The organism is Tissierella sp. QWL-11 (assembly GCF_058683765.1).
The window spans coordinates 440,896-462,950 of record NZ_CM178750.1; the positions used below are offsets into that span (position 1 = coordinate 440,896).

The 22,055-nt window shown below is 28.7% G+C and carries 29 protein-coding genes; 22 read left to right on the plus strand and 7 right to left on the minus strand.

Features of this window, described 5'->3' with window-relative positions; translation table 11 throughout:
- Window positions 1-8: 8 nt before the first annotated feature.
- The 11 genes from thrC to AC4PG3_RS02090 all read left to right on the plus strand — a co-directional run bounded on the left by thrC (window position 9) and on the right by AC4PG3_RS02090 (window position 9,365).
- Window positions 9-1,487 (plus strand): threonine synthase, encoded by a 1,479-nt coding sequence (gene thrC / locus AC4PG3_RS02040; RefSeq protein WP_492197419.1) that lies wholly within the window; start codon window positions 9-11, stop codon window positions 1,485-1,487.
- The gene (gene thrB / locus AC4PG3_RS02045) at window positions 1,480-2,355 is read left to right on the plus strand and encodes a homoserine kinase (protein ID WP_492197420.1); all 876 of its coding nucleotides are present in this window, start codon (window positions 1,480-1,482) and stop codon (window positions 2,353-2,355) included. Before thrC ends, thrB begins: the two co-directional genes overlap by 8 nt.
- 93 nt (window positions 2,356-2,448) lie before the next feature.
- Window positions 2,449-3,624 carry a cation:proton antiporter gene (locus AC4PG3_RS02050; RefSeq protein WP_492197421.1) on the plus strand — a complete coding sequence of 392 codons (1,176 nt, stop codon included), beginning with the start codon at window positions 2,449-2,451 and terminating at the stop codon, window positions 3,622-3,624.
- 433 nt (window positions 3,625-4,057) lie between these two features.
- Complete coding sequence (locus tag AC4PG3_RS02055; protein ID WP_492197422.1) at window positions 4,058-4,609, plus strand: sigma-70 family RNA polymerase sigma factor; 552 nt, start codon at window positions 4,058-4,060, stop codon at window positions 4,607-4,609.
- Entirely contained in the window at window positions 4,609-6,075 is a 1,467-nt protein-coding gene (locus tag AC4PG3_RS02060; RefSeq protein ID WP_492197423.1) for a hypothetical protein, read from the plus strand. Before AC4PG3_RS02055 ends, AC4PG3_RS02060 begins: the two co-directional genes overlap by 1 nt.
- A gap of 257 nt (window positions 6,076-6,332) precedes the next feature.
- Window positions 6,333-6,929, plus strand: a complete 597-nt coding sequence (locus tag AC4PG3_RS02065) for a hypothetical protein (RefSeq protein ID WP_492197424.1) — start codon at window positions 6,333-6,335, stop codon at window positions 6,927-6,929.
- 172 nt (window positions 6,930-7,101) lie between these two features.
- Window positions 7,102-7,395 carry a hypothetical protein gene (locus tag AC4PG3_RS02070; RefSeq protein ID WP_492197425.1) on the plus strand — a complete coding sequence of 98 codons (294 nt, stop codon included), beginning with the start codon at window positions 7,102-7,104 and terminating at the stop codon, window positions 7,393-7,395.
- A gap of 113 nt (window positions 7,396-7,508) precedes the next feature.
- Window positions 7,509-7,883 (plus strand): GntR family transcriptional regulator, encoded by a 375-nt coding sequence (locus AC4PG3_RS02075; RefSeq protein ID WP_492197426.1) that lies wholly within the window; start codon window positions 7,509-7,511, stop codon window positions 7,881-7,883.
- A gap of 2 nt (window positions 7,884-7,885) precedes the next feature.
- Complete coding sequence (locus AC4PG3_RS02080; protein ID WP_492197427.1) at window positions 7,886-8,332, plus strand: ATP-binding cassette domain-containing protein; 447 nt, start codon at window positions 7,886-7,888, stop codon at window positions 8,330-8,332.
- A 39-nt stretch (window positions 8,333-8,371) separates the two neighbouring features.
- Window positions 8,372-8,761, plus strand: coding sequence for a hypothetical protein (locus AC4PG3_RS02085; protein ID WP_492197428.1), 390 nt, complete (start codon window positions 8,372-8,374; stop codon window positions 8,759-8,761).
- Window positions 8,742-9,365: an ABC-2 transporter permease gene (locus tag AC4PG3_RS02090; RefSeq protein WP_492197429.1), complete on the plus strand. Its 624-nt coding sequence runs from the start codon at window positions 8,742-8,744 to the stop codon at window positions 9,363-9,365. Before AC4PG3_RS02085 ends, AC4PG3_RS02090 begins: the two co-directional genes overlap by 20 nt.
- A 98-nt stretch (window positions 9,366-9,463) precedes the next feature.
- On the opposite strand, the gene AC4PG3_RS02095 is transcribed toward AC4PG3_RS02090, so the two are convergent.
- The gene (locus tag AC4PG3_RS02095) at window positions 9,464-9,850 is read right to left on the minus strand and encodes a DUF302 domain-containing protein (RefSeq protein WP_492197430.1); all 387 of its coding nucleotides are present in this window, start codon (window positions 9,848-9,850) and stop codon (window positions 9,464-9,466) included.
- Window positions 9,851-10,125: 275 nt separating this feature from the next.
- Here AC4PG3_RS02095 and AC4PG3_RS02100 point away from each other — a divergent pair, with 275 nt between their 5' ends.
- The 4 genes from AC4PG3_RS02100 (at window position 10,126) to AC4PG3_RS02115 (ending at window position 12,857) form a co-directional block, all read left to right on the plus strand.
- Window positions 10,126-11,202, plus strand: a complete 1,077-nt coding sequence (locus AC4PG3_RS02100) for a hypothetical protein (RefSeq protein ID WP_492197431.1) — start codon at window positions 10,126-10,128, stop codon at window positions 11,200-11,202.
- 95 nt (window positions 11,203-11,297) lie between these two features.
- Window positions 11,298-12,239 (plus strand): hypothetical protein, encoded by a 942-nt coding sequence (locus tag AC4PG3_RS02105; protein ID WP_492197432.1) that lies wholly within the window; start codon window positions 11,298-11,300, stop codon window positions 12,237-12,239.
- A gap of 48 nt (window positions 12,240-12,287) precedes the next feature.
- Window positions 12,288-12,416, plus strand: coding sequence for a hypothetical protein (locus tag AC4PG3_RS02110; RefSeq protein ID WP_492197433.1), 129 nt, complete (start codon window positions 12,288-12,290; stop codon window positions 12,414-12,416).
- A gap of 24 nt (window positions 12,417-12,440) precedes the next feature.
- A complete protein-coding gene (locus AC4PG3_RS02115) occupies window positions 12,441-12,857 on the plus strand; it encodes a hypothetical protein (RefSeq protein WP_492197434.1) in 417 nt (138 codons plus the stop codon).
- A 422-nt stretch (window positions 12,858-13,279) separates the two neighbouring features.
- Here the strand turns inward: AC4PG3_RS02115 and AC4PG3_RS02120 are convergent, their stop codons facing one another.
- Window positions 13,280-13,651, minus strand: a complete 372-nt coding sequence (locus AC4PG3_RS02120; protein ID WP_492197435.1) for a type II toxin-antitoxin system PemK/MazF family toxin — start codon at window positions 13,649-13,651, stop codon at window positions 13,280-13,282.
- A 19-nt stretch (window positions 13,652-13,670) separates the two neighbouring features.
- Window positions 13,671-13,937 carry an AbrB/MazE/SpoVT family DNA-binding domain-containing protein gene (locus AC4PG3_RS02125; protein WP_492197436.1) on the minus strand — a complete coding sequence of 89 codons (267 nt, stop codon included), beginning with the start codon at window positions 13,935-13,937 and terminating at the stop codon, window positions 13,671-13,673.
- A gap of 272 nt (window positions 13,938-14,209) precedes the next feature.
- On the opposite strand from AC4PG3_RS02125, the gene AC4PG3_RS02130 reads away from it, so the two are divergent.
- Window positions 14,210-15,388 (plus strand): IS110 family RNA-guided transposase, encoded by a 1,179-nt coding sequence (locus AC4PG3_RS02130; RefSeq protein ID WP_492196428.1) that lies wholly within the window; start codon window positions 14,210-14,212, stop codon window positions 15,386-15,388.
- Window positions 15,389-15,794: 406 nt separating this feature from the next.
- Here the strand turns inward: AC4PG3_RS02130 and AC4PG3_RS02135 are convergent, their stop codons facing one another.
- Window positions 15,795-16,484, minus strand: coding sequence for an MBL fold metallo-hydrolase (locus AC4PG3_RS02135; RefSeq protein ID WP_492197437.1), 690 nt, complete (start codon window positions 16,482-16,484; stop codon window positions 15,795-15,797).
- 267 nt (window positions 16,485-16,751) lie between these two features.
- Here AC4PG3_RS02135 and AC4PG3_RS02140 point away from each other — a divergent pair, with 267 nt between their 5' ends.
- On the plus strand, window positions 16,752-16,862 hold the full coding sequence (locus tag AC4PG3_RS02140; RefSeq protein WP_492197438.1) for a putative holin-like toxin: 111 nt from the start codon (window positions 16,752-16,754) through the stop codon (window positions 16,860-16,862).
- Between the two features lie 255 nt (window positions 16,863-17,117).
- Here AC4PG3_RS02140 and AC4PG3_RS02145 read toward each other — a convergent pair whose 3' ends face one another.
- Genes AC4PG3_RS02145 through AC4PG3_RS02155 form a run of 3 tightly spaced genes read right to left on the minus strand, consistent with a single transcriptional unit; the run spans window position 17,118 to window position 19,143 of the window.
- Entirely contained in the window at window positions 17,118-18,416 is a 1,299-nt protein-coding gene (locus tag AC4PG3_RS02145) for a sensor histidine kinase (RefSeq protein WP_492197439.1), read from the minus strand.
- A gap of 2 nt (window positions 18,417-18,418) precedes the next feature.
- Window positions 18,419-18,778 (minus strand): LytR/AlgR family response regulator transcription factor, encoded by a 360-nt coding sequence (locus AC4PG3_RS02150; protein WP_492198184.1) that lies wholly within the window; start codon window positions 18,776-18,778, stop codon window positions 18,419-18,421.
- On the minus strand, window positions 18,778-19,143 hold the full coding sequence (locus AC4PG3_RS02155) for a LytR/AlgR family response regulator transcription factor (RefSeq protein ID WP_492197440.1): 366 nt from the start codon (window positions 19,141-19,143) through the stop codon (window positions 18,778-18,780). The genes AC4PG3_RS02150 and AC4PG3_RS02155 overlap by 1 nt, the downstream gene beginning before the upstream one ends.
- Before the next feature lie 103 nt (window positions 19,144-19,246).
- Between AC4PG3_RS02155 and AC4PG3_RS02160 the strand changes: the two genes are divergently transcribed.
- The 5 genes from AC4PG3_RS02160 to AC4PG3_RS02180 all read left to right on the plus strand — a co-directional run bounded on the left by AC4PG3_RS02160 (window position 19,247) and on the right by AC4PG3_RS02180 (window position 22,020).
- The gene (locus AC4PG3_RS02160) at window positions 19,247-19,861 is read left to right on the plus strand and encodes an accessory gene regulator B family protein (RefSeq protein ID WP_492197441.1); all 615 of its coding nucleotides are present in this window, start codon (window positions 19,247-19,249) and stop codon (window positions 19,859-19,861) included.
- Window positions 19,842-20,018, plus strand: coding sequence for a cyclic lactone autoinducer peptide (locus tag AC4PG3_RS02165; protein ID WP_492197442.1), 177 nt, complete (start codon window positions 19,842-19,844; stop codon window positions 20,016-20,018). Before AC4PG3_RS02160 ends, AC4PG3_RS02165 begins: the two co-directional genes overlap by 20 nt.
- Before the next feature lie 121 nt (window positions 20,019-20,139).
- Window positions 20,140-21,015 (plus strand): hypothetical protein, encoded by an 876-nt coding sequence (locus AC4PG3_RS02170; RefSeq protein ID WP_492197443.1) that lies wholly within the window; start codon window positions 20,140-20,142, stop codon window positions 21,013-21,015.
- Between the two features lie 253 nt (window positions 21,016-21,268).
- Window positions 21,269-21,592 (plus strand): transposase, encoded by a 324-nt coding sequence (locus tag AC4PG3_RS02175; protein ID WP_492197444.1) that lies wholly within the window; start codon window positions 21,269-21,271, stop codon window positions 21,590-21,592.
- Between the two features lie 266 nt (window positions 21,593-21,858).
- A complete protein-coding gene (locus AC4PG3_RS02180; protein ID WP_492197445.1) occupies window positions 21,859-22,020 on the plus strand; it encodes a hypothetical protein in 162 nt (53 codons plus the stop codon).
- Window positions 22,021-22,055: the final 35 nt, after the last annotated feature.

Here is a 22,055-nt window from a genome sequence, read left to right on the forward strand (position 1 = left end):
AGAAAACTATGAAATATATAAGTACTAGAGATAAAAACATAGAGATAACACCTAGCCAGGCAATTATACAAGGGATATCAGAAGACGGTGGATTATTTGTACCTAAGAGTTTTCCTAAAATAGACTTAAATACTTTAGTAGATAAAGACTATAGAGAAATGGCTTTTATAATAATGAAAGAGTTCTTTACAGATTTTAAAGAAGAGGCTCTAAAAAATTCCATAGAAAAGGCATATGATAAAAAATTTACTAGGGAAGAAATAGTTCCTTTGAAAAAGGCAGGGGATGCTGAATTTTTAGAGCTATATCATGGGCCTACTTCTGCCTTTAAGGATATGGCACTTTCTATACTTCCTTATCTTTTAAAGGAAAGTATGAAGATAAACAATATAGAAAAAGAAGTAGTTATATTAACTGCTACTTCAGGAGATACGGGAAAAGCAGCTCTTGAAGGTTTTTCAAATGTAGAAGGTACAAAGATAGTAGTATTTTACCCACAAAATGGAGTAAGTGAAATCCAAAAGTTACAAATGGAAACTCAAGAAGGTGATAATACCTTTGTAGTAGGTATTGATGGAAATTTTGATGATGCACAAACTGGAGTAAAAGACATATTTAATGATGAGAGCTTTAAAAGAGAATTAGAGGGGGAAGGATTTATTCTTTCTTCTGCAAACTCTATAAATATAGGTAGATTAGTACCACAAATAGTATACTATTTTTATTCTTATTTTACACTTCTAAATAGAGGTGAAATTTCTTTAGGTGAAAAGATAAATGTAAGTGTCCCAACAGGAAATTTTGGGAATATACTTGCAGCTTTCTATGCTAAGAAGATGGGATTGCCAATAGATAGATTAATCTGTGCTTCAAATGATAATAAGGTACTTACAGATTTCTTCCATACAAAGACTTATGATACTAAAAGGGATTTAATCCTTACTTCTTCTCCATCCATGGATATATTAGTCTCAAGTAATTTAGAGAGATTGCTATCTTATTTAAGTAATGGAGATGATATATCTGTAAAGGGAAAAATGGAGAGTTTAAATAAGGAAAAGACTTATTCTGTAGATTTAAATCTTCAGGAGTTCTATGGAGACTATTCAAATGAAGAGGAGATAGAAAAGACTATCAAAGATCTATATAAAAAGGATAATTATCTAATAGATCCCCATACTGCAGTAGCATACAATGTATATGAAAAGTACAAAAGTGAGACTGAAGACCATAAAAAGACAGTTATAGCTTCAACAGCTAGTCCATTTAAATTTGGAAAGAAAGTAGCTAAATCTATAGATATAGATATAAAAGCCAAGGATGAATTTGAAATACTAGAGGCAATCAGAGAAAAGACTGGAGTAGAAATTCCAAAGAACATAAAAGAGCTTAAAAATAAAGAAATAATCCATAAAAACATTTCTACAAAAGATGGTATGAAAGATAAAATAAGAGAATTTTTACAGGTAGGTGAAAAGCATGTTTAAAATAAAAGTTCCTGCTACCTGTGCAAACTTAGGTCCAGGCTTTGATACTCTTGGATTAGCTTTAGACTTATATAATACCTATCATATAGAAGAGATAGAAAGTGGGCTTGAAATTACAGGCTGTGAAGCAGAATTTGCAGATGAAAATAATTTAGTATATACTTCTATGATGCATTGTTTTGAGAAAATAGGATATAATCCTAAGGGAATAAAAATAGACATGGAGACTGATATTCCAATATCTAGAGGACTTGGAAGTAGTGCAGCTTGTATCATTGCAGGGGTTATGGGAGCAAATTTAATTGCTGGAAGCCCTTTGGATAAAGAAGAAATCTTTAAAATAGCAACTGAAATAGAAGGACATCCTGACAATATTGCACCGGCTCTCTTTGGAGGACTTGTAGTGTCTATTATGGATGGAGATGAGATTTACTATACCAAAGTAGATATACATGAGGGGATTAAGTTCATAGCTCTTATACCAGATTTTACCTTATCTACTAGTGATGCTAGGGCAGTTATACCTAAAACTATTCCCTTTAAAGATGCTGTATTCAATGTAAGTAGAGTTTCTCTACTTATATCTTCTCTAGTAAATGGAGAGTTTCATTTAATAAAACATGGAGTAAATGATGCACTACATCAAAACTATAGGGGGAAACTAATCCCAGATTATTTCCATATAATTAAAACTTGTGAAGAAATAGGTGCCTTAGGTTCTATCTTAAGCGGTGCAGGCCCTACTATAATGAATATAGTAAAAGAGGAAGACAATGATTTCCAAGAAAAGATAGAAGAAAAATTAAAATCCTTAGAGCATAATTGGCAAGTTAAAGAACTACATTTAGACTTAAAAGGAGCTCAGTGAACAAAGGGGAAACTTTGTTCATTTCAAAACATATAAAAACTCCTGCAGATAAAGGGTATCTGTAGGAGTTTTTAATGAAAAAGGAGTGATATAATGGCTACAAGTTTAGGGATAATAACTGTATTAGGGCTTTTGGCAAATGCATTATTCAAAAAAATAAAATTACCAGGATTACTTGGGATGATTCTAGTAGGTATCTTATTAGGCCCTTATGGTCTCAATATAATAAGTGAAGATATGATGATGGTATCTGCAGATTTTAGAAAGATTGCACTTATAGTTATACTTCTTAGGGCTGGATTTGGAATAAGCAAAGAAGACTTAAACAAAGTAGGAATAAAAGCACTAAAACTTAGCACTATACCAGTAGTACTTGAAGGTTTTTTAATAGCTTTTGTATCTATGAAATTATTTGAATTTAGTTTTTCTCAAGGTGGTATTTTAGGTTTTATTATAGCTGCTGTTTCCCCAGCAGTTATAGTACCATCTATGCTTGAATTTATAGATAGAGGATTAGGAAAAGAAAAAGGTGTTCCAACAATGATACTTGCAGGTGCATCTGTAGATGATGTAGTAGCTATTACCATTTTTTCCACATTTTTAGGAATATATGGTGGGTCAAATATAAATATAGGAATAAAAATACTAAGTATTCCAGTGTCAATTTTACTTGGAATATTATTAGGAGGAATACTAGGTATAATCTTGGTGAAAGTCTTCAAGAATTATCATATTAGAGATACAAAAAAGGTTCTATATATAATAGGTGCAGGTATACTGCTTACAGGACTTGAAGATTTACTTAAGTCAAAAGTTGAAATAGCAGGACTTTTAGGGGTTATGACTATAGGATTTATTATACTTCAAATAATGCCTAAAGTAGGAAAGAGAATATCTGTTAAATTAAATAAAATTTGGGTGTTTGCAGAAATACTTTTATTTGTCTTAGTAGGTGCACAGGTGAATGTTGGTTTAGCTCTTGATGCTGGAGGAAAGGGGATCTTACTCATATTTTTAGGTTTGGTAGCTAGAAGTATAGGTGTATTTATATCATTACTTGGAAGTAATTTAAATAAAAAGGAAAAGATATTTTGTATACTAGCTTATATACCAAAGGCCACAGTTCAAGCAGCTATAGGAGCGATACCATTATCATTAGGTGTAGAATCAGGAGATCTTATTTTATCATTAGCAGTATTATCTATAGTTATTACTGCACCTATTGGAGCAATATTGATTCATCTTACTGGAGAAAAGTTGTTGTCTTAGTTTTAAGTCTAAATTAGATGTGTATTAGTAGAAAAATGCTTAGTGAAACAAAATAAATTTATTTGTACTATACTTCTTTATTCTCTTTATTCTATTATGATGATTATTTTAGAAATTCGGATTGCAATGACTTATGTGCTTGAAGGGGCATTACTGGTACTATATCTTATATTAGTATCTTTTTTAGCATATGTCATAATATGATATGGAATAAAAATCTATAGTGAACACAAAAATAATCAGAATTAGAAATTGATTAAGACTCAAATAAAAAAACAAATATATGAATATATCAAATTTGATATATTCATATATTTGTTTTTAAATCTTTTATATAATTAGATATTGATAATTTTTAAGTGTTTTTTGGATTTCAACCGTTATGTATGTATAGGCGGTTAATTTAGATACAATTGAAAGGAGATGATGAAAAATGAAGGATGAAGAAATTGCAAAAAAGCTTAAGCAAAAGGATTCAGATATATTTGATTACATAATGGAGCAGTACAATAAACTTTTGTGGGTTGTAGTGGGGAATATTTTAGAGAAAGTGGGTTCTTCAGAAGACATTGAAGATTGTATAAGCGATGTTTACATTAGATTATTGGAAAATCCAAAGATTTATGATTATAAAAAAGGTAGTTTGAAATCTTTTTTAGTTAAAGTCGGAAAAAATCTCGCAATTGATAAATATAGGAAACTCACGAGGGGGAATGTTAAGAAATTTTGTGAATATTCTAGTGCGTATGATGAGGAGGATCCTCTTCAATTTATGATTACAAAGGAAAGTAGGAGAAAAATTTTAGAAGTAGTGGACAATCTAAAAGAACCTGATAGAGAAATTATTATAAGAAGATATTTTTACAATGAAAAGGTTAAGATTATAGCAGAAAAAATGGATTTGCCATCAAAGAAAATTGAAAATACGCTGTATCAAGGGAAATTGAGATTGAAAAGGATATTAATAAAAAAGGAGGGTTTTTGATGAATAATAAGGACTTAAATAAGGATCTGGATAATAAGGAAATTGAAATGATGCTAAAATATGTCCCTGAATATACGGAAGATAACGCAAGAAATATAAAGGATAAATTTGCACAAAAAGCAAAAATGAAACAAAGAAAATTTTCATTCAAGAAATGGGCCTTAGTTGGAGTTGCAGCAGTTATGGTATTGACTACAACCCTTGTCTACGCTGAGATTATTGATATAAGCAAAGCGTACAGAATTATCTTTGGAGAAAGCTCAGAATATATTGATTCATATATTGAACCGTTAGAGGGCTCAAATGATATAATGGCTGTTGATGAAAATCCTAATAGTAATGCCCCCTTGTCAATACAAAGTGAATATGACGGAATTGTTATTAAACTAATTTCAGCCATTAATGATGAAAATGCTTTGCGTATCTTTGCGACTGTTACGGATACAAAAGCCGATCGCCTGGGTGAAGACCTTGATTTTACAAGTTGGGGATTAAGTCAGGGATATGGTGGTAATTTGAGCGTAGTTGATTATGATAATGAAACAAAGACAGCAACATTAATGATTACTTCATTAGGAAACCATCATCAAGGCAGTGCAACACTTACGGTAAATGGTTTTTCAACTGGACGGGAATTCCTTGAAGATTTACCAGAAGACAGGATTAATATAGATGAACTACTTAAAGGGCATACTCCAAATATAATCTCACAGACTGAAGTTTGGAAGAGTGGTGGTGGTGGTAATCACGATCTGTATGAAGGATCCCAATTGTTGAAACCAGATGAGATGGATATTCCATTCGAAAATGTTGATATATTTTCAATTTCAAATATTGGATTTGTGGATGGATTATTTCATATACAAGCAAAAGCTAATTTGAGTGGTGTCGCTTTAATTGACGGTTACTATATTAATGCAAAACTTGTAAATTTGGAAAAAGAAATTGTTTATGATTCAACGGTAGGAATTAACTTTATAACCGATAAAAAATATGCATATGAAAAACACAGTAAAGAACCTCATAATAAATACAGTGAAATTATTTATAGTGGTATAACAAAGCCAGAGCAACTAGATGATTTATCCTTAACAATTGACTATATGAAATCGCCAGAGATTACAGAAGGTAAGTGGGAATTTTCATTCATAATTCCAGAAAAAATAACAACAGAATTTAAAGTTGACAGAGAAATCGATATAAATGGTAATAGAACAAGGGTTAATATGGTTTCATTGTCGCCTATTGGAATCACTGTTCATTTAAATCAAGATATATCAGATAACTTCAACGATAGTGATGTGGTTTATGTAGAGTATATAGACGGGGATATTATTGAATTAAATCAATCTTCAATTCATACTTATGAATCTGAATCTACTCTTGTTTTTAGGGGAAATATAATTGAAATTGAAAAAGTAAAAAGTATATTAATTAATGGTGAAAGAATAAATATTACCCAATAATATCCTTATCTTACCTTAAAGGTTTTAAATTCAGGTAGTCCGTAGAAGGACTGCCTGAATTAACTTTTATAATGATTTTCTATATTATATTAAACTATGTAATTTAATTTGTCACAATTTCAATTATGATAAATTAATAAAAAGATAAAACTACTAGGATTATTTGGAATGATTTTAGTATGTATCTTATTAGGCCCTTATTGCATCAATCTAATAGGTGAGTTATAATTTATGCAATAATAAGGAGGAGAAAGCAAATGAATAAAAAGATTATAGGAATAATTATTTTGCAAAGCATTCTTATTTTAGTTTTAATTGGGTGTGGGTCGTCTAGTGAGCCTGTAGATAATACATTTCTAGATATAGTCGATTTTTATGGAGAATACAAATTTGATGAAGTAGTATATATGCCCAAATCTTCTGAAATAAGTGAAGAACAATTTGAAAATGACTTAAAAGTGTTAACAGAAAACTTCAAAGATGTAGAATTTTCAATAGGAGAGAGTTATTTCTATGAAACTTCAGGAATATTTGGAGAAAATCCATCAGAAGATTTTGAATTTATTACAATAGAGGATTATGGTGAGAAATATTATGATGATTTAGTTCGAAAAGATATTGAGAATTTTGAGGGTCTTAGTTCTATATTTGATTATGACGATATCAAAAAAGAATTAGATGTTGACGAAATTAAGCATTATACTATGTATGCGGAAGATGGGATTTTATCAAATCCTATGTTCTATATAACAAAAAATAATATCTTTGTTGCTATGGAGACAATATCTTTTGGAGAAACAGAAGATGATTTGAAGGGATATACCCATTATTTATTGAAACTTAAAGAAAATTAATGAAGGAAATTATATATTTCTAGTTATTTTAAGAAATATCAAGTATGTACAAGATCTAGTTATATGGCATTATTAGTATTAGATTTTAAATAATATGATTTCAGTAGTATTGATCTTTTGAAATAAGGGTAAAAGCAAAAGTAATAAATAAAATAACATTGGAGGAATAATAATGTGGCTAATATTTGGCGTAATTGCGATAATAATAACTTTTATAAATCTTTATATGTATAAAATGGGCAAAGATTATAAATTGGCAATGGCAATGGGATTGTCATTCACAGCACTGACCCTTGTTTCAGAATTTAGTATGGTATCCGATTGGGTAAAGGTGGAGGATTGGGCTGCTTTATTAGATGTGGTGCCTAATATTGAAACATTATTATGGATTTTGACTATTGCATCTATCGTATTAAATATAGCACCTATATTTTTAGAATTAATGGATAAAAAAATATTTAAATAGTATAGTATAAAAACATTCCAGTATGTTGGAATGTTTTTTATTGACATAAATATTTAAACCTGATATATTGTATATATAGTATATGTACAATATATAAACTGAAGGATGATTACATGGACATTATTATTAGCAATTCAAATAAAAATCCTATTTATGAACAAATTGCATCTCAGATAAAGGACATGATAATGATAGGAGCCTTAAAAGAAGGAGACGCACTTCCATCTATGAGATTGTTAGCAAAAGAGTTAAGAATAAGTGTCATAACTACTAAAAGAGCTTATGAGGAATTAGAAAGAGATGGATTTATTGAAACAGCTACAGGGAGAGGTAGTTTTGTAGCTAAGAAGAACTTAGAATTAGTCAAAGAAGAACAACTACGCAGGGTTGAAGAATATCTTTCTGGAAGTGTTGATATCGCAAAGAGTAGTGGAATCTCTTTAAAAGAATTAGTAGATATATTGACTACTCTATATGAGGGGGAATAAAAATGGAATATATTTTAAAAGCAAATAGTCTAAGGAAGAAATACAATAATTTCATTCTAAAAGATATAAGTTTTAATATACCTAAAGGCTGTATAATGGGCCTAATAGGAGAAAATGGAGCAGGAAAGACTACTACTATTAAATTGATTTTAAATCTTATAAAAAAAGATGGAGGAAGTATAGAAGTATTTGGTCTTAATAATATTGAAAATGAATTAGAGATAAAAGAGAAGATAGGGGTAGTTTTAGATGAAAGCTATTTTCACGATGATTTAAATTCTTTGGAGATTTCTCTAATTATGAAAAATATTTATAAAAACTGGGATAATGATTTATTTTTAGATTACCTAAAAAGATTTAAACTTCCAGAAGATAAAACAGTAAAGGAATTTTCAAAGGGAATGAAAATGAAATTATCCATTGCAGTAGCTTTTTCCCACCACCCTTAATTACTTATTTTAGATGAGCCAACTTCTGGATTAGACCCAATGGTTAGAAATGAAGTTTTAGGTATGTTTTTAGAATTTATTCAAGATGAAAATAAATCCATATTATTTTCTACCCATATAACCAGTGACTTGGATAAAATAGCAGATTATATTACTTTTATTCATAAGGGTGAAATAGAATTTTCTAAAAGAAGAGATAAGTTAATTGACAGTTATGGAATAATTAAATGTGCAACTAAAGACTTTAATAGAATTGAAGATACTGATATTGTATCCTATAGAAAAAATCAATTTGGATATCAAGTGCTAATAGATGATAAGAAAATGGCTGAAATTAAATATAAAGATTTAGTTTTAGACTCTGTTAACTTAGAAGATATAATGTTATTTTATATAGGGAGGGAAAAAGATGAAAGGATTAATAATTAAAGATATTTTAAACTTAAGAAAAACATTAAAGACAAGTTTTTTAATGCTTGGTTTTTTTACATTAATTGCTTATAATTCTAAGGATCCAACTTCTTTAGTAGGAATGTTTGTGTTTATTTTAACTATGCAGTTTATATCTTTGATTTTTTATGACAATCAAGCAAAATGGAATGTATATGCCTTAACTATGCCTATATCAAGAAAAGATATAGTATTAAGCAAGTATATAATATCAATTTTACTCTCAATTATAGGATTATTATTATCGACAACAGTTGCATACTTCATTATACTTCCTAAAAGTGGTCTTACAGGTTTAGAATTTTTAATAAGTGTATATATGACTTTTGGAATTGCTGTGCTATTTTTATCAGCTTTACTTCCTCTTATATATAAATACGGAGTAGAAAAGAGTAGAATGTTAATGATTATAGTAATCTCCATACCTTCACTTTTAATATTTTATTTAAATAAAATAGGAATTGCTTTTCCAGAAAAAAATCAGCTAATGACTTTATTAAAAGTATCACCTTTGATACTTATTGTAGTTTTATTTATTTCAATTAATATTTCCTATAAGATATTTAAAAGTCTAGATATATAGAGGGGGATAAACTTCAAACATATATGAAAATTCTCAAATACAAGCAAAACAGTATTTAATTGATAATTAAAAAGTATAGGTGATATCACCTATACTTTTTAGATTGCAGCATCCACTGATTTTATCAATATCTTTTCAACTTCAGAAGCCACATCCCCCAAGTCATCATGACCCATCATTCCCATTAGTTTTTCTGGTTTTGCTGTTCCGATTATAGTATTTCCATCTTTTTCATAGACTACCATCTTGCATGGAAGAAAATATCCTACTTCAATATGCTTAGATAAGACTTCGTTGGCCTTTTGGGGATTACATACTTCAAGAATCATAAAATTACTTTTAAATTTAATATCATGTTCAGCCATTTTATCTCTAAAATTTAACTTCCAAAGCACACCAAACTTTCTCTTTTTTAGTTCCTTAGTTATGCTTTCTACAGCTTGGTTAAAAGATTTATCAGTGACTTTTTCATATATCAAATCCATCTAAATTACCTCCCTTTATCTATAAAATACCCAGTATATATAAAATTATAAATTAAATTACCACTCACACCAAAAAAATACAGTTTAAACCAATTATTAACAAAACATAAGCTTTATCTGATACAATTATTGTAAATCAATTCTTTGTCATCAAAAGTTTTTAATAATAGTAATATTAAATATTTAATTATAATAAAAAGTATTGAAGGTACTGATGAAATTGAAAGATAATAATTCATTTAAGCAGAAAATAGTAAATATTAGGAGCTGAGTTTATGAAAAACAAGAAGATTTACACATTTATTATCGGAATAATGATTTCAATCTTGTTGGCTGCTTGTTCAAAAGATACAACAACAGTAGAGACAAATATTTCTTCAGTTAAATCAACGGGACAGATTCACCTATATGGGGAACAACATGGTGTTGAAAAAATATTGCAAAAGGAATTAGAATTATGGGATACATACTATCATAATGAAAATATGCGACATTTATTTATTGAAATGCCCTACTATTCTGCTGAGTTTTTGAACTTTTGGATGCAGTCGGATAATGATGATATTGTGGAAGAGTTATATAAGGATTTAAAAGGGACAGCTGCATATAATCCCTATACTAAAGAATTTTATGAAAAAATAAAAGAGAAGTATCCCGAAACTATTTTCCACGGTACGGATGTGGGGCACCAATATCATACTACTGGAGAAAGATTTTTGAAGTATCTTGAGGAAAATAAATTAGAGAACACTGATAAATATTTATTGGCACAAGAATCCATTGAACAAGGTGAATATTACTATAAGCACTCTGATGATGAATATCGTGAAAACAAGATGGTGGAAAACTTTATCCGTGAATTTGATAAATTAGAAAACCAGGATATTATGGGGATTTACGGGGCAGCTCATACAGATTTTGATGCTATGGCTTATAGATCTAAGTCCACTCCTAGTATGGCAAATCAACTAAAAGAACGTTATGGAGACAATATATATGCTGAAGACTTATCTTGGTTAGCTAAAGAAATTGAACCACTTAGAGTTGAAAAGATTACAATCAATGAAAAGGATTATGAAGCTTCTTATTTTGGTAAACAAGATTTGACAGGATTTAAGGATTACTCATATAGAAAATTTTGGCGTTTAGAAAATGCTTATGAATATTTTAAGGATAAGGAGAAGACAGCTAATGTATTGCCTTATAACAATTACCCAATGTCCATAGACACAGGGCAAGTTTTTGTTATAGATTATATAAAAAAGAATGGTTCTGTAGAAAGGGAATATTATCGTTCTGATGGATATATTTGGGATGGTATGCCATCAACAGAAGAATTCATTGTAGAATAGTTGGATAAAAATGATACATACGATATAAAAGTGCCATTAACCGAAAAATAGTATGGTAGGCTATTATATAATTTGTATTTAGGGGATGTATGACTATGAAAAAGTATATTTTAATTATAGCAATATTTTTCGTCGCTGTGTTTTTATTATTTGATAATGAACCTATTCAAGAAGTAGAGTGGAATGAGTTTGTATGGTTAGGAAGTACTATTGGAGAAGAATATTATGATAAAGTTGGGCTATTGATTCCTTTTAGATTTAAAGATATAGAAGTGGAATATTATTTACAATTAGATACAGGAGCTTCTTCAGTTTTATATGGAAATTCTTTTTATGATATAGATCCTAGCTATATCATAAAAAGACAAAAAGATCAGAAACCATCTATAGTGTCTATAGATGGAAACTTGGGAAAATATGAGTTTGAATATGGATCTTTTGGATTATTACAAGACTATGGTAATACATTGCAAGAATTAAAGGAGGCTGAATATAAATTAATTGGAAGCCTAGGTCTTGATTTTTTTAAAAATAAGATACTTATTATAAATTTTCCAGAAGAAAAATTTACTATACTTAATAATCGAAAAAGTATTCCAAGAGATATTAAAGAAAATAGTTATTTTTTAAATATGAAATATAAAAACAATAAAATATATTTAATGTCTAAAATTGGAGATGAAAATTTATCTTTGTTTTATGATACGGGAGCCAGTATTTTTGACATTGTTACGAATAAAGAGACTTGGACTAACTTAACTAATGTTAAAGATCCTAATGATATTAAATCATTAGAGGTTCCTTCTTGGGGGGATATAGTACAACTTAAAGGAGCTAGATCAGAGAATGGTTGGGAAATTGGAGATATAAGTATAGAAAAGCCATTAATCTTTTATGAACCATCTGGATTAGAGAATTTTAATTTTAAATTAATCCAAGCTGATGGTTTGATAGGAAATGCTATATTTTATGATAATTATATAATTAGTATAGATTTAATCAATAAAAAATTTGGAATTATGGAAGCTGGACCATAATAGATTCATACGAATTTAAACTTAAACAAGAGCCAGTGTTTTTAGCCAGTGTCTTTTGCAATTAGACTTTCAATTGTAGTTATGGGTGAAAATATCACCTCTCTAATCCTAGGACCAAATTCTACAGAACTTGTTATCCATTTAGGATTTGAAAGAGGGGGAGCATTAGGATTATAAAAAATATTAAAGGTGTGGATAGGATTGAAGAATACTAATTTATTTAAACAAAAAATAATAAATATGATACTTTTAATTGGCATACCTATATTTACAGTTTTAATAATAGTATCTGCTACTAAATTTCTTGACAATAAAAAGATAGGTACAATAGAAGAGGAATTAATTATAGCAGAAGATATGTTAAATGATTTTTTAGAAGATGAAGAAGATCTAACAGTATTTATAACTACTAAAATTATAGATAATATTCAAGCTGAGATAGGTGATAAGACTGTTTTTAATTCAGATGGAATCATTAAAAATATGGATCAAAATCAAGACTATTACGGTTTTCCTACTATTATTACAACTTATATGAATTCAAAACTCAAAGGCAAATTCATATTAGATGAAAATAGAAATGTTTACTATATTCATGATAGAAAGATGATATTATAGTTTGAAAGATATGGTAAAAGGAGGGGAGGATACATGAAAGTTATGATAATTCAGAAATAAAAGAGATAGAATTTGAAAAATTATCAGAGGATAAGAACAAAATCGTATATGCTGTAAAATACAATAAAAATTAATCTCTAATAAAAATATATCTAAAATCTTAAGGGGGTATTATAATGGGTTTGGCTTATTTAAGTATGTCTTTAGGCTATATTAAATTAATATTAGAAATTTTACTATATATGTCACTGATCACTGTTTCATTTAAGGGAGTAAAAGCATTAAATATTTATATCAATAAAAATGCAAGATAATTTATTATGTTTAATTTGTCCGATTTATATACTAACACTAATTCTTATAGAAGTATGTTAAGTTATTTTAAACAAATAATATGTAAAATGCAAAATATATTTTGAATTTTACATATTAAATAAATCTTCATATAAGGCTTCATGAATTTCTTTACACCTGTGCAATTGTTTTAGAGGTAATTTTTCTACATACTGAAATTCCCTATCTTTTAAATCAACCATTCTATGATGTTCCATTAGTATAACGCCTTTTGTTATTGTCCTAGAGTCTAATTCTACATGTAAGGGAAAGCCTTTTTTTGTATTAGTTATAGGTGCTACAGAAACCATTCCATTTAAAAGTCTATTTTGCTTTTTTGGATTAGTTAATATAACAGCTGGTCTATATCCAGCCTGTTCATGCCCCTTTGTTGGAGAAAAATTTAATTTTATAATATCTCCACATTCTAGTTCATGAAGTTTTTTTGTGATTTTTTCCATTAGATACCTCCATTTTTCACTACCAAACTTCTTTACCTACTGGATCTCCCCAGTCAATTGAAACTTTAAATTCCGCTGGATCATCATTAAAATCTTCAAATATTTTATCTAGTTTTGTCATCTTTTTTATGGGATTTAGAATAAGTTGGCCATTTCTTATTCTAATTTCAAACTCAATTTGATGATTTTCTATTTCTTCAAGATCCAAATTTAATGATCTTAAGGTTTCTTTACTTATTCTTATTCCTTGACTATTTCCCCATTTAGTTAATTGGGCGATTTTCATATATTTACCTCCTCGTATAATAAAGTTATAGTTATTAAACTATAATCTCTTTTCTATCTCACTAATCTTGTGAGATAATAGTTGTACAGATAGGGGTCGTAGTCTACCTCCTTGAAGCGTTGTCTTCCTTAAATAGGGTTACGCCTCTTCTTTACATCCATATGCGAATGAGCTGGATAGTACCTAGTTACTGAATATCTAACGAGGTTGTATTGTGTAAAGTAGAGAGGTTCTAGACTTTATCTGTTAATATTTTAAAAGCTGGTGATTTTATGTTTTATGTTGGTATTGATATTGCTAAGAAAAACCACGAAGCTTCTATTATTAATTCTAATGGTGAGCTTCTCGCTAAAAGTATTTCTTTCTCAAATTCTCAAGCTGGCTGTGCTAAATTAGCAGCTTTACTTGATAAGTTTGAAGCTGATACCTCTAAGGTAATTATTGGTATGGAAGCTACTGGTCATTATTGGGTTAGCCTGTATTCTTATCTAATTGATCTTGGATTTACTGTTTATGTTATCAATCCTATTCAATCAGATGCTTTTAGAAAAATGTATATTAGGCAAACCAAGAATGATTCTAAAGATTCTTTTATCATTGCTCAAATTATGCGTTTCGGACAGTTTTCATCCACATCTTTGGCGAATGAGGATATTATGGCTTTACGTCAATTATCTCGGTATCGCCTTGCCTTAGTAGATGAATGTTCTGATTGGAAACGCAAGTGTATTGCTCTTTTAGATCAAGTTTTTCCTGAATACTCCAAGCTCTTTTCAGATACCTTTGGAGTAACTTCTAGAGAACTTCTTTCAAAATATCCAACTCCTGAAGATATGGTATCTGTTGATACTGATACTCTTACAGTACTTTTATCAGAAGCAAGCAGAGGCCGTTTTGGTTTGTCTAAAGCTTCTGAAATACAAGAATCAGCTATTAATACTTTTGGAGTCAGTTTTGCTAAAGATGCATTTGCATTTCAAATTAAGCAAATTATTGCTCAAATTAACTTTATTGAAGAACAATTAAAAGAACTAGAAATCGAAATTTCAACCTTGCTACATCAAACCAATCAAGTTATCACAACTATTACCGGTATTGGTGATGTTCTTGGAGCCATAATCATTGGAGAAATTGGTGATATCTCACGCTTTGAAACTGCTCCTAAACTTGTTGCTTATGCTGGCCTTGATGTTGCTGTAAAACAGTCTGGTGATTTTGTTGGTACACAGACTAAAATTTCTAAACGTGGTTCTCCGTATCTTCGTAGAGCAATTTGGTTAGCAGCTACAGTAGCTGCATTTAAAGATCCGGCATTATCTGTCTATTATCAGTCACTCAAAGCACGTGGTAAACACCATTTAACTGCAGTTGGTGCAGTTGCTAGAAAAATGTGTAATATTATATTTGCTGTATTGCGTGATAATGAACCTTATGTGCCTGATATCAAGTAACAATCACTTGTATAGCTTATTTATCATCCTAAATTTTGTACACACAGTTTAGGCTTATTTGTTTTGCCTAATTTTACATAAGAATTTATGGCAGGTTCTGTCAAGGGGCTCTTTTTCCCTTGACGGGTTCTGACAGAAATTCTATAATCACAAAGGTAAAATAAATTAAATTATTTATTGACTTTTAATAGCTGGTCTATCATAATCAAAATTTGAATTGATTTTATTATCTTACAACTATAGTATATCCTAGGATATACTATAGTGTCAATACAATTTATCCTCATAAATCCGTATTTTAAACATAAAAATATGCCCTGAAATTACCGATTAAATCAAAAAAGTACCACTTAATCTAAACTGTAATAAAACGTTAAAAGTTGCCTATTTAGTATAGTCTATTCAATTATTTCTTAATTTGAACCACTTGACCTTCTTTATTTATATCCACAATTTTAGTCTCTACATCACCTATTTTGTTGATAAATCTATTTGACGTATCGAACTTATCCCCAAAGTGCATCGGAATTAGATAGACTGGACTTAACTGTTGTATAATATATTCTGCTCCAAAACTAAATCCTTCTCCAAGTCTTGGGTCTACTGGGGAAAATGCTACATCTATATGTGTAGCTATCTGGTTTATTTTTTCAATTTCATTTTTAAATTGTATTTTCTCATCTTTTTGTGTCTCTTTGCTATCATTTTCCCAGTGCCACCAGTTTAGGTCACCTGCAAAGAATATTGATTTACCCTTATAATCTATGAGTAGTGAAAGACCTAAGTCTGTAGACCCAAAACTTTTAATATGAATATCTTTTACATCCAATGATTCATAGGGATTCATAGTATATATATTATTTGAATCTGGAGCATCTTTTATATCAGAACTCAGCACATAAGAGATATCTTCTATCTCTTCTTGCCAATTAAATATTTCTTTTGTATAGTGATCTCCATGACCGTGGGTTACAAATACTATAGTTTTTTTATCTTTTAAATCGATATCACCTTTGTAATAATCAAATACCATTAGTATGTCTTCTGTTTCAAGTATAAAGCCACTGTGAAATATATGCGTTACTTTTACATCCATTTTGTTGACTCCTTTCTGCACTTGTGTAATTATCTCTATATAGAATGATACCCCAAAAATTACCCATCAGACCAAATTCTAATAAAACTTAAACTTTATCTGGTAAAAACTATTGCCATCTGAATAAGGAACATTCTATTATAGACTATCTAAAGTGTAGATAAATAGAGTTGTTTATAAATATGCCATATGTTAAAATTAGGATAAGGTAATCGAGAAAGCAGGTGTGGTTGCCACCTCACTTCAGAAGAAAGGAGGTGGTGTGATATGGATACATTTCAAGCAATTTCATTAATGATTTCGTTTGGTATGCTAATTATATCACTAATCTCCTTAATTGTTATCCTGATAAAGGAAATAAATAAGGATAAAAAATAATCACCCTGTCTAGTCCACAGAGTGATTATATCAATATAATCGTATAAGTGGTAACCGCACCTTTGCGGTATCGATTACCTTACTTATATTATATCACATGCAATGCAAAAGTAAACACAAGTTAAATAATTTTCTATATGGGTTAAATTTATCTATATAACAAGGGTTCAAGAAAGTATCCAATATTCCTTCGAGCTAAAAAGCATATCATTTAATGTAAATTATCCAAGATGTTAAAATCTCTTTTCCTATTATTTAGGAGTGACTTAAATGAAGTATTATAGTAACTGAATACTCATTGTTTTCTCTATTTATATCCATATATCCATTGTATTTATCTACAATATCTTCTATAATTCTAAGACCATATCCCTCTACAATATAGTCCTTTTTATTTAAATACACCTTTTTGCCAGGACGGATATTATTATCATAGCTATTTTTAATCTTATAATATAGGAAATTTCCCTCTGGATACAATTCTAAGTAGATATATTTATTCTCTATATCACTATTTAAACAAGCTTCCATAGCATTGTCTATTGTGTTAAATAAAATAGAACTTAGATCTAAATCATCAATATTTAACTTTGGTGGAGCTACAGCTTTTACATCAAATTTGATTTGATGAGAACTTGCTTCTAAATATTTATCGTTTAAAATTATATCAATTAAATTATTACCAGAGCTTATTTTATTGGGAACTCTTTTGATCTTTTCTTTAAGAGAATTAAGATATTTAATTTGATCACTGCTTTCTAAATCAGTCATTCTTTCTAAAGTTTTAATATGATTATTCATATCATGCCATATCTTAGATAATGAATCTTCTCTTTTTTTAGAGTTTATAACAAATTTTGCATAGGATTTATTATAAATTGACTTTGTAGTTTCCTTTTGTAAATTAATATAAAAATTATTCGCATAAAAATATATTATAAGCACTCCTATACCTATAAACAATATAAATAGACAAATTAAAAATAAAATAAATTGTATATTTTTAGAAGACAAACTTAAAGTGGCATAAAATAGTAAAATCATAGAAGCACTAGACAATAGTAATATAGCTATAAGGATATAGTTTAAAACCTTTGGAAGTATAATCCTTTTATTACTAAACTTCCTTTTAACTATTGAAACAATTATTATACTTACAAACTTACTCATTACACCCAAAGATAAAAAAGAGTATTTATAAGCTGACTCTATAGTTTCAAAATCTATATTTAGAACATTTGAAATTAGTAGAGTAACTAAAAGCTCAGATATAATTATTATAAAATAATACAATGCAACTAATAATATTCTCTCATAAAACTCTATTTTATATAAAAATGTTATTAAAAATAATATTATAGAAATGATAATTATTTTAATATAGGGGATAACTCCTAATAGAGTCAAAGTGAATGCTATAGCAGACATGCTAATTAGTACAATAATATTGGTAAATCTATAATTGTCCCTGTTTTTTTTGAACATAAATAATAAATTTAAGAAGACTACGGTATCTATAATGGAAAATATAAAACTTAGTATAAGATTTGCCATAACTATCCCTCGCTCTTAGATGAAATGTATCTATAAAATTTTTGTTTGAAATCATTGAGTCGTCTTCTAGATATAGGAAGAGTTGCTTTATTAGAAAGAATAATTTTGTCCTCTGTAAAATCTTTTACATGATTTAGATTAACCACTACTCCTCTATAAACTTCGTAAAATTGATTTTCTGTGAGTTTAAAAGGTATATCTTTTAAAGAACGGTAATTTGAAATATATTTATTTTCTTGAGTATGTATGATTAACTGCCTGTCCAATATTTCAAGATATAAAATGTGATATAGTTTAAAATAGATTAATTGATCATCTATGGGAAAAGGATATTTTTGAACTAGATAATCTAATCTTTTTATTAATGATTAAGAATAGGATCTATTTCTTCATAGAAATGACTTTTCCTAATAAAATGGAAAATAGTTAAATCTAGTGCCTCATATACCTTTTCATTTAAGTATGTAATGAATATAAATATAGTATCTTCATATAATTCTCTAATTTTTGTTGCAACTTCTATCCCACTTAACTTAGGTAATTCTATATCGAAAAAGATTATATCATATTGTACTTTAGTATTTATTATATTATCAAGAATATCTTCTCCTGAATAAAAGCATTGGATTTTACACCTTATATTATACTCTATAAACTTTTTATAGATAATTTCTTTTAATTCCAAGGCAAAATTTTTATCATCCTCACAAATCCCTATCTTAAACATAAAAATCCCCCCTAAATTACCGCTCAGACCAAAAAAAGACCACTTAGACCAAATTGTAACAAAACACAAACTATATCTGGTACAATCATTATAACAGAAGGGAATGGAAATTAAAGTGATAAATAATCTTATTAAAAACTATATTTTACAAATATCCAAAGATGAAGAGGAAAGAGAAGTTATAATTTATGGATTAAAAGTATTGGGGACTAATATCTTAACTGCCGTGATCATACTTTTAAGTGGAATAATGGTAGGAGAGCCTATATTAGCTATAATTTATTTATGTGTATTGATTTTACTTAGAAGAAATGTAGGAGGCTATCACAGTAAAACTTATTTAGGATGTCTATCTATCACACTTTTGAATTTTATGATAATAATTTTCTTAGAAAACAGCTTAAAATACAATTATAAAGAAGTCGCTGGAATAATTTTTATTATTTATTCCACAATTAAGATTTATACCACTATTCCTCAAGTACATAAAAATAGAATTGTTAATGAAAAGACTATAGATAGGTGCAATACAAAGAAGAATATAAATCTAAGTATTATTTTATTTATAACTTTAATAATTTACAATTTTGGGAAACTAGGTTTTATAAATGGGATTAATTACTTCTTTGCTATTAGCAGTTCTTTAATGATAGTAGCATTGAGTGTTAATAAAATAAAACTAAAGGAGGAGAAGGGATATGAGAAAGGTATTAATTAATCAAATGGAGAAGATAGGTGAGTTTGCAAAGAAGGTGGCAGTGGAGTCGCAGAATACAAGTTCTTACTTTTTGTATTATGAACCTAAGGCACCAAAGGGGATTAATGAGGGGATGCTAGGAAATATCACAGATATTAAAGAAATAAAAGGAAAGTAAGTATAATAGAAAATTGTTTAATAATACTTTAAGTAGTTATGTAAAAATGAGTTTCAGTATTAAAATTCAATATGAATTTCAAATAATAACTAAGATTATACTTTAAGAGGAGGAAAAACTTATGAAAAAAACTGTTTCTTTATTTATGATTATGATTTTTATAATTTCTTCTATTACACAAGTGAGTGCAAGTGATATTATAGCCAGAGAGCTAACACATAGAAATACAAAAACAATTGGTGAATTAGAAATGATTAATAATCTCAAAAAACAAAGTAATCAAGAATTAGAAGCACATGGATATACAGAAAATGAAATAAATGAAATAAGAAAGTTTGATCCTACTGAAGAATTATTAAAAAGAGCACAACTAGATAAGGAAATATTAGAAAATATGGGCTATTCCGATAGACAAATTAAAATATTAAAAAAATATGAACATAAAAATGATCCTAAAAACATAGATGAGAAAAACCATATCACGAAAGAAGATATGATTCTGCTAGATTCAAGACTAAGTGTGAATATGAGTCAAATTAGTTTTTCGCATTCTTCAACCAATGGAACTGATGCAGTTGTTGATTTTGATTGGTCTTGGTCAATTCTTCCACTGCAAAGATATTATGATATAGTTGCAGTTAGCTGGGGAAAGGAATTTAATTCTAATGAAAACAATTCTTATGCACGAGTAAACTATAAAAGTCCTGTTAGTGGAAAATTAACGACCAAAACCTTTACAATAGATAATAAAAGTGCTAATAAGGGTTGTAGTATTAAGTTCCCTTATAACAGAGACACATATGGTGGAGATGCGGTAAGTGGATATTTTAGAGTTTTCTTATATCATCCTGATAAGGATATTTCAACATTTGAAGTGGTGGGAGGATATGGGCATAGTTATTTTACTGTTATTCCAAGTGTAGGTTTTCCGAGTGGTGGTTCAATAAGCTTTTCAGGAGGCATATCTGAACACTTTGATTATTTGACAGTAGAATGAATAAATTAGCATTATATAAAAACATTTAATAAAGAAGTCAAACTTGACTTCTTTATTAAATGTTACTTACTGTATTTTATAACGCTTTGGAGGATTACTAAAACTACTGTAAAATTGAACGCTATAGTTTAGCAGAAAGTTAATTTATTTAAAAATCATAAGATGAGGTTGAAATCTCTATGTGGTAGGATAGTTGTCGTAGAGTAAAAATAATGTATAATATATTTACGACAAAACCTAAGGAGAATAAACCATGTCTAAAAACAATAAAAACAAAAGATATACCGAAGAATTTAAAGCATCTCTACTAAAAACACTAGAACAACCTACAACAGATACAGTTAAAAGTTTATCAGAAGAACTCGAAATTCCTAGACCTACAATATATGAATGGATAAAAAAGAGTAAAGCTAAAAATGGCGATAATAAAACAAAATATAAATCGCGGAATAAATGGACATCTGAAGATAAATTCCAAATAGTACTTGAAACATCAACCCTTAACGAAATCGAACTAGCTGAGTACTGTAGAAGAAAAGGCATCTTCGTAGATGAAGTAAAAACATGGAGAAAGTAATGTCTTAACGCTAATGAGGAAGTTTCAGAAGATCCAAATAAGCTTAAAGATAGTCTAAAAGAAGAACAAAAAAGAAATAAAGATCTTCAAAGAGAACTTACACGAAAAGAAAAAGCATTAGCTGAAACAGCAGCACTATTAGTACTTATAGGTAGAGGCTTCATGTCAATAGTAAATTGGAAACGAAGAAACATAGTTTTTTATAAGAAAGCACGACAACTTTAAATACAAAATAAAATTTATATTATTTAGGAGGAACAAATTCTATGAATCAAATAAAAGATATGCTTTTAGGTATATCTATAATTTTAATTGTGATTTTAATTCATCTATTCGTAAATACACCCTTCTGGAGTGATGTTTTTGGAGGAGGTATAGGAATTATATTTATATTAAAAGGATACTCATCAAAGGGTAGTAATGAATAAATGTAAATATAGGACATATAGAAAACTCCATACAT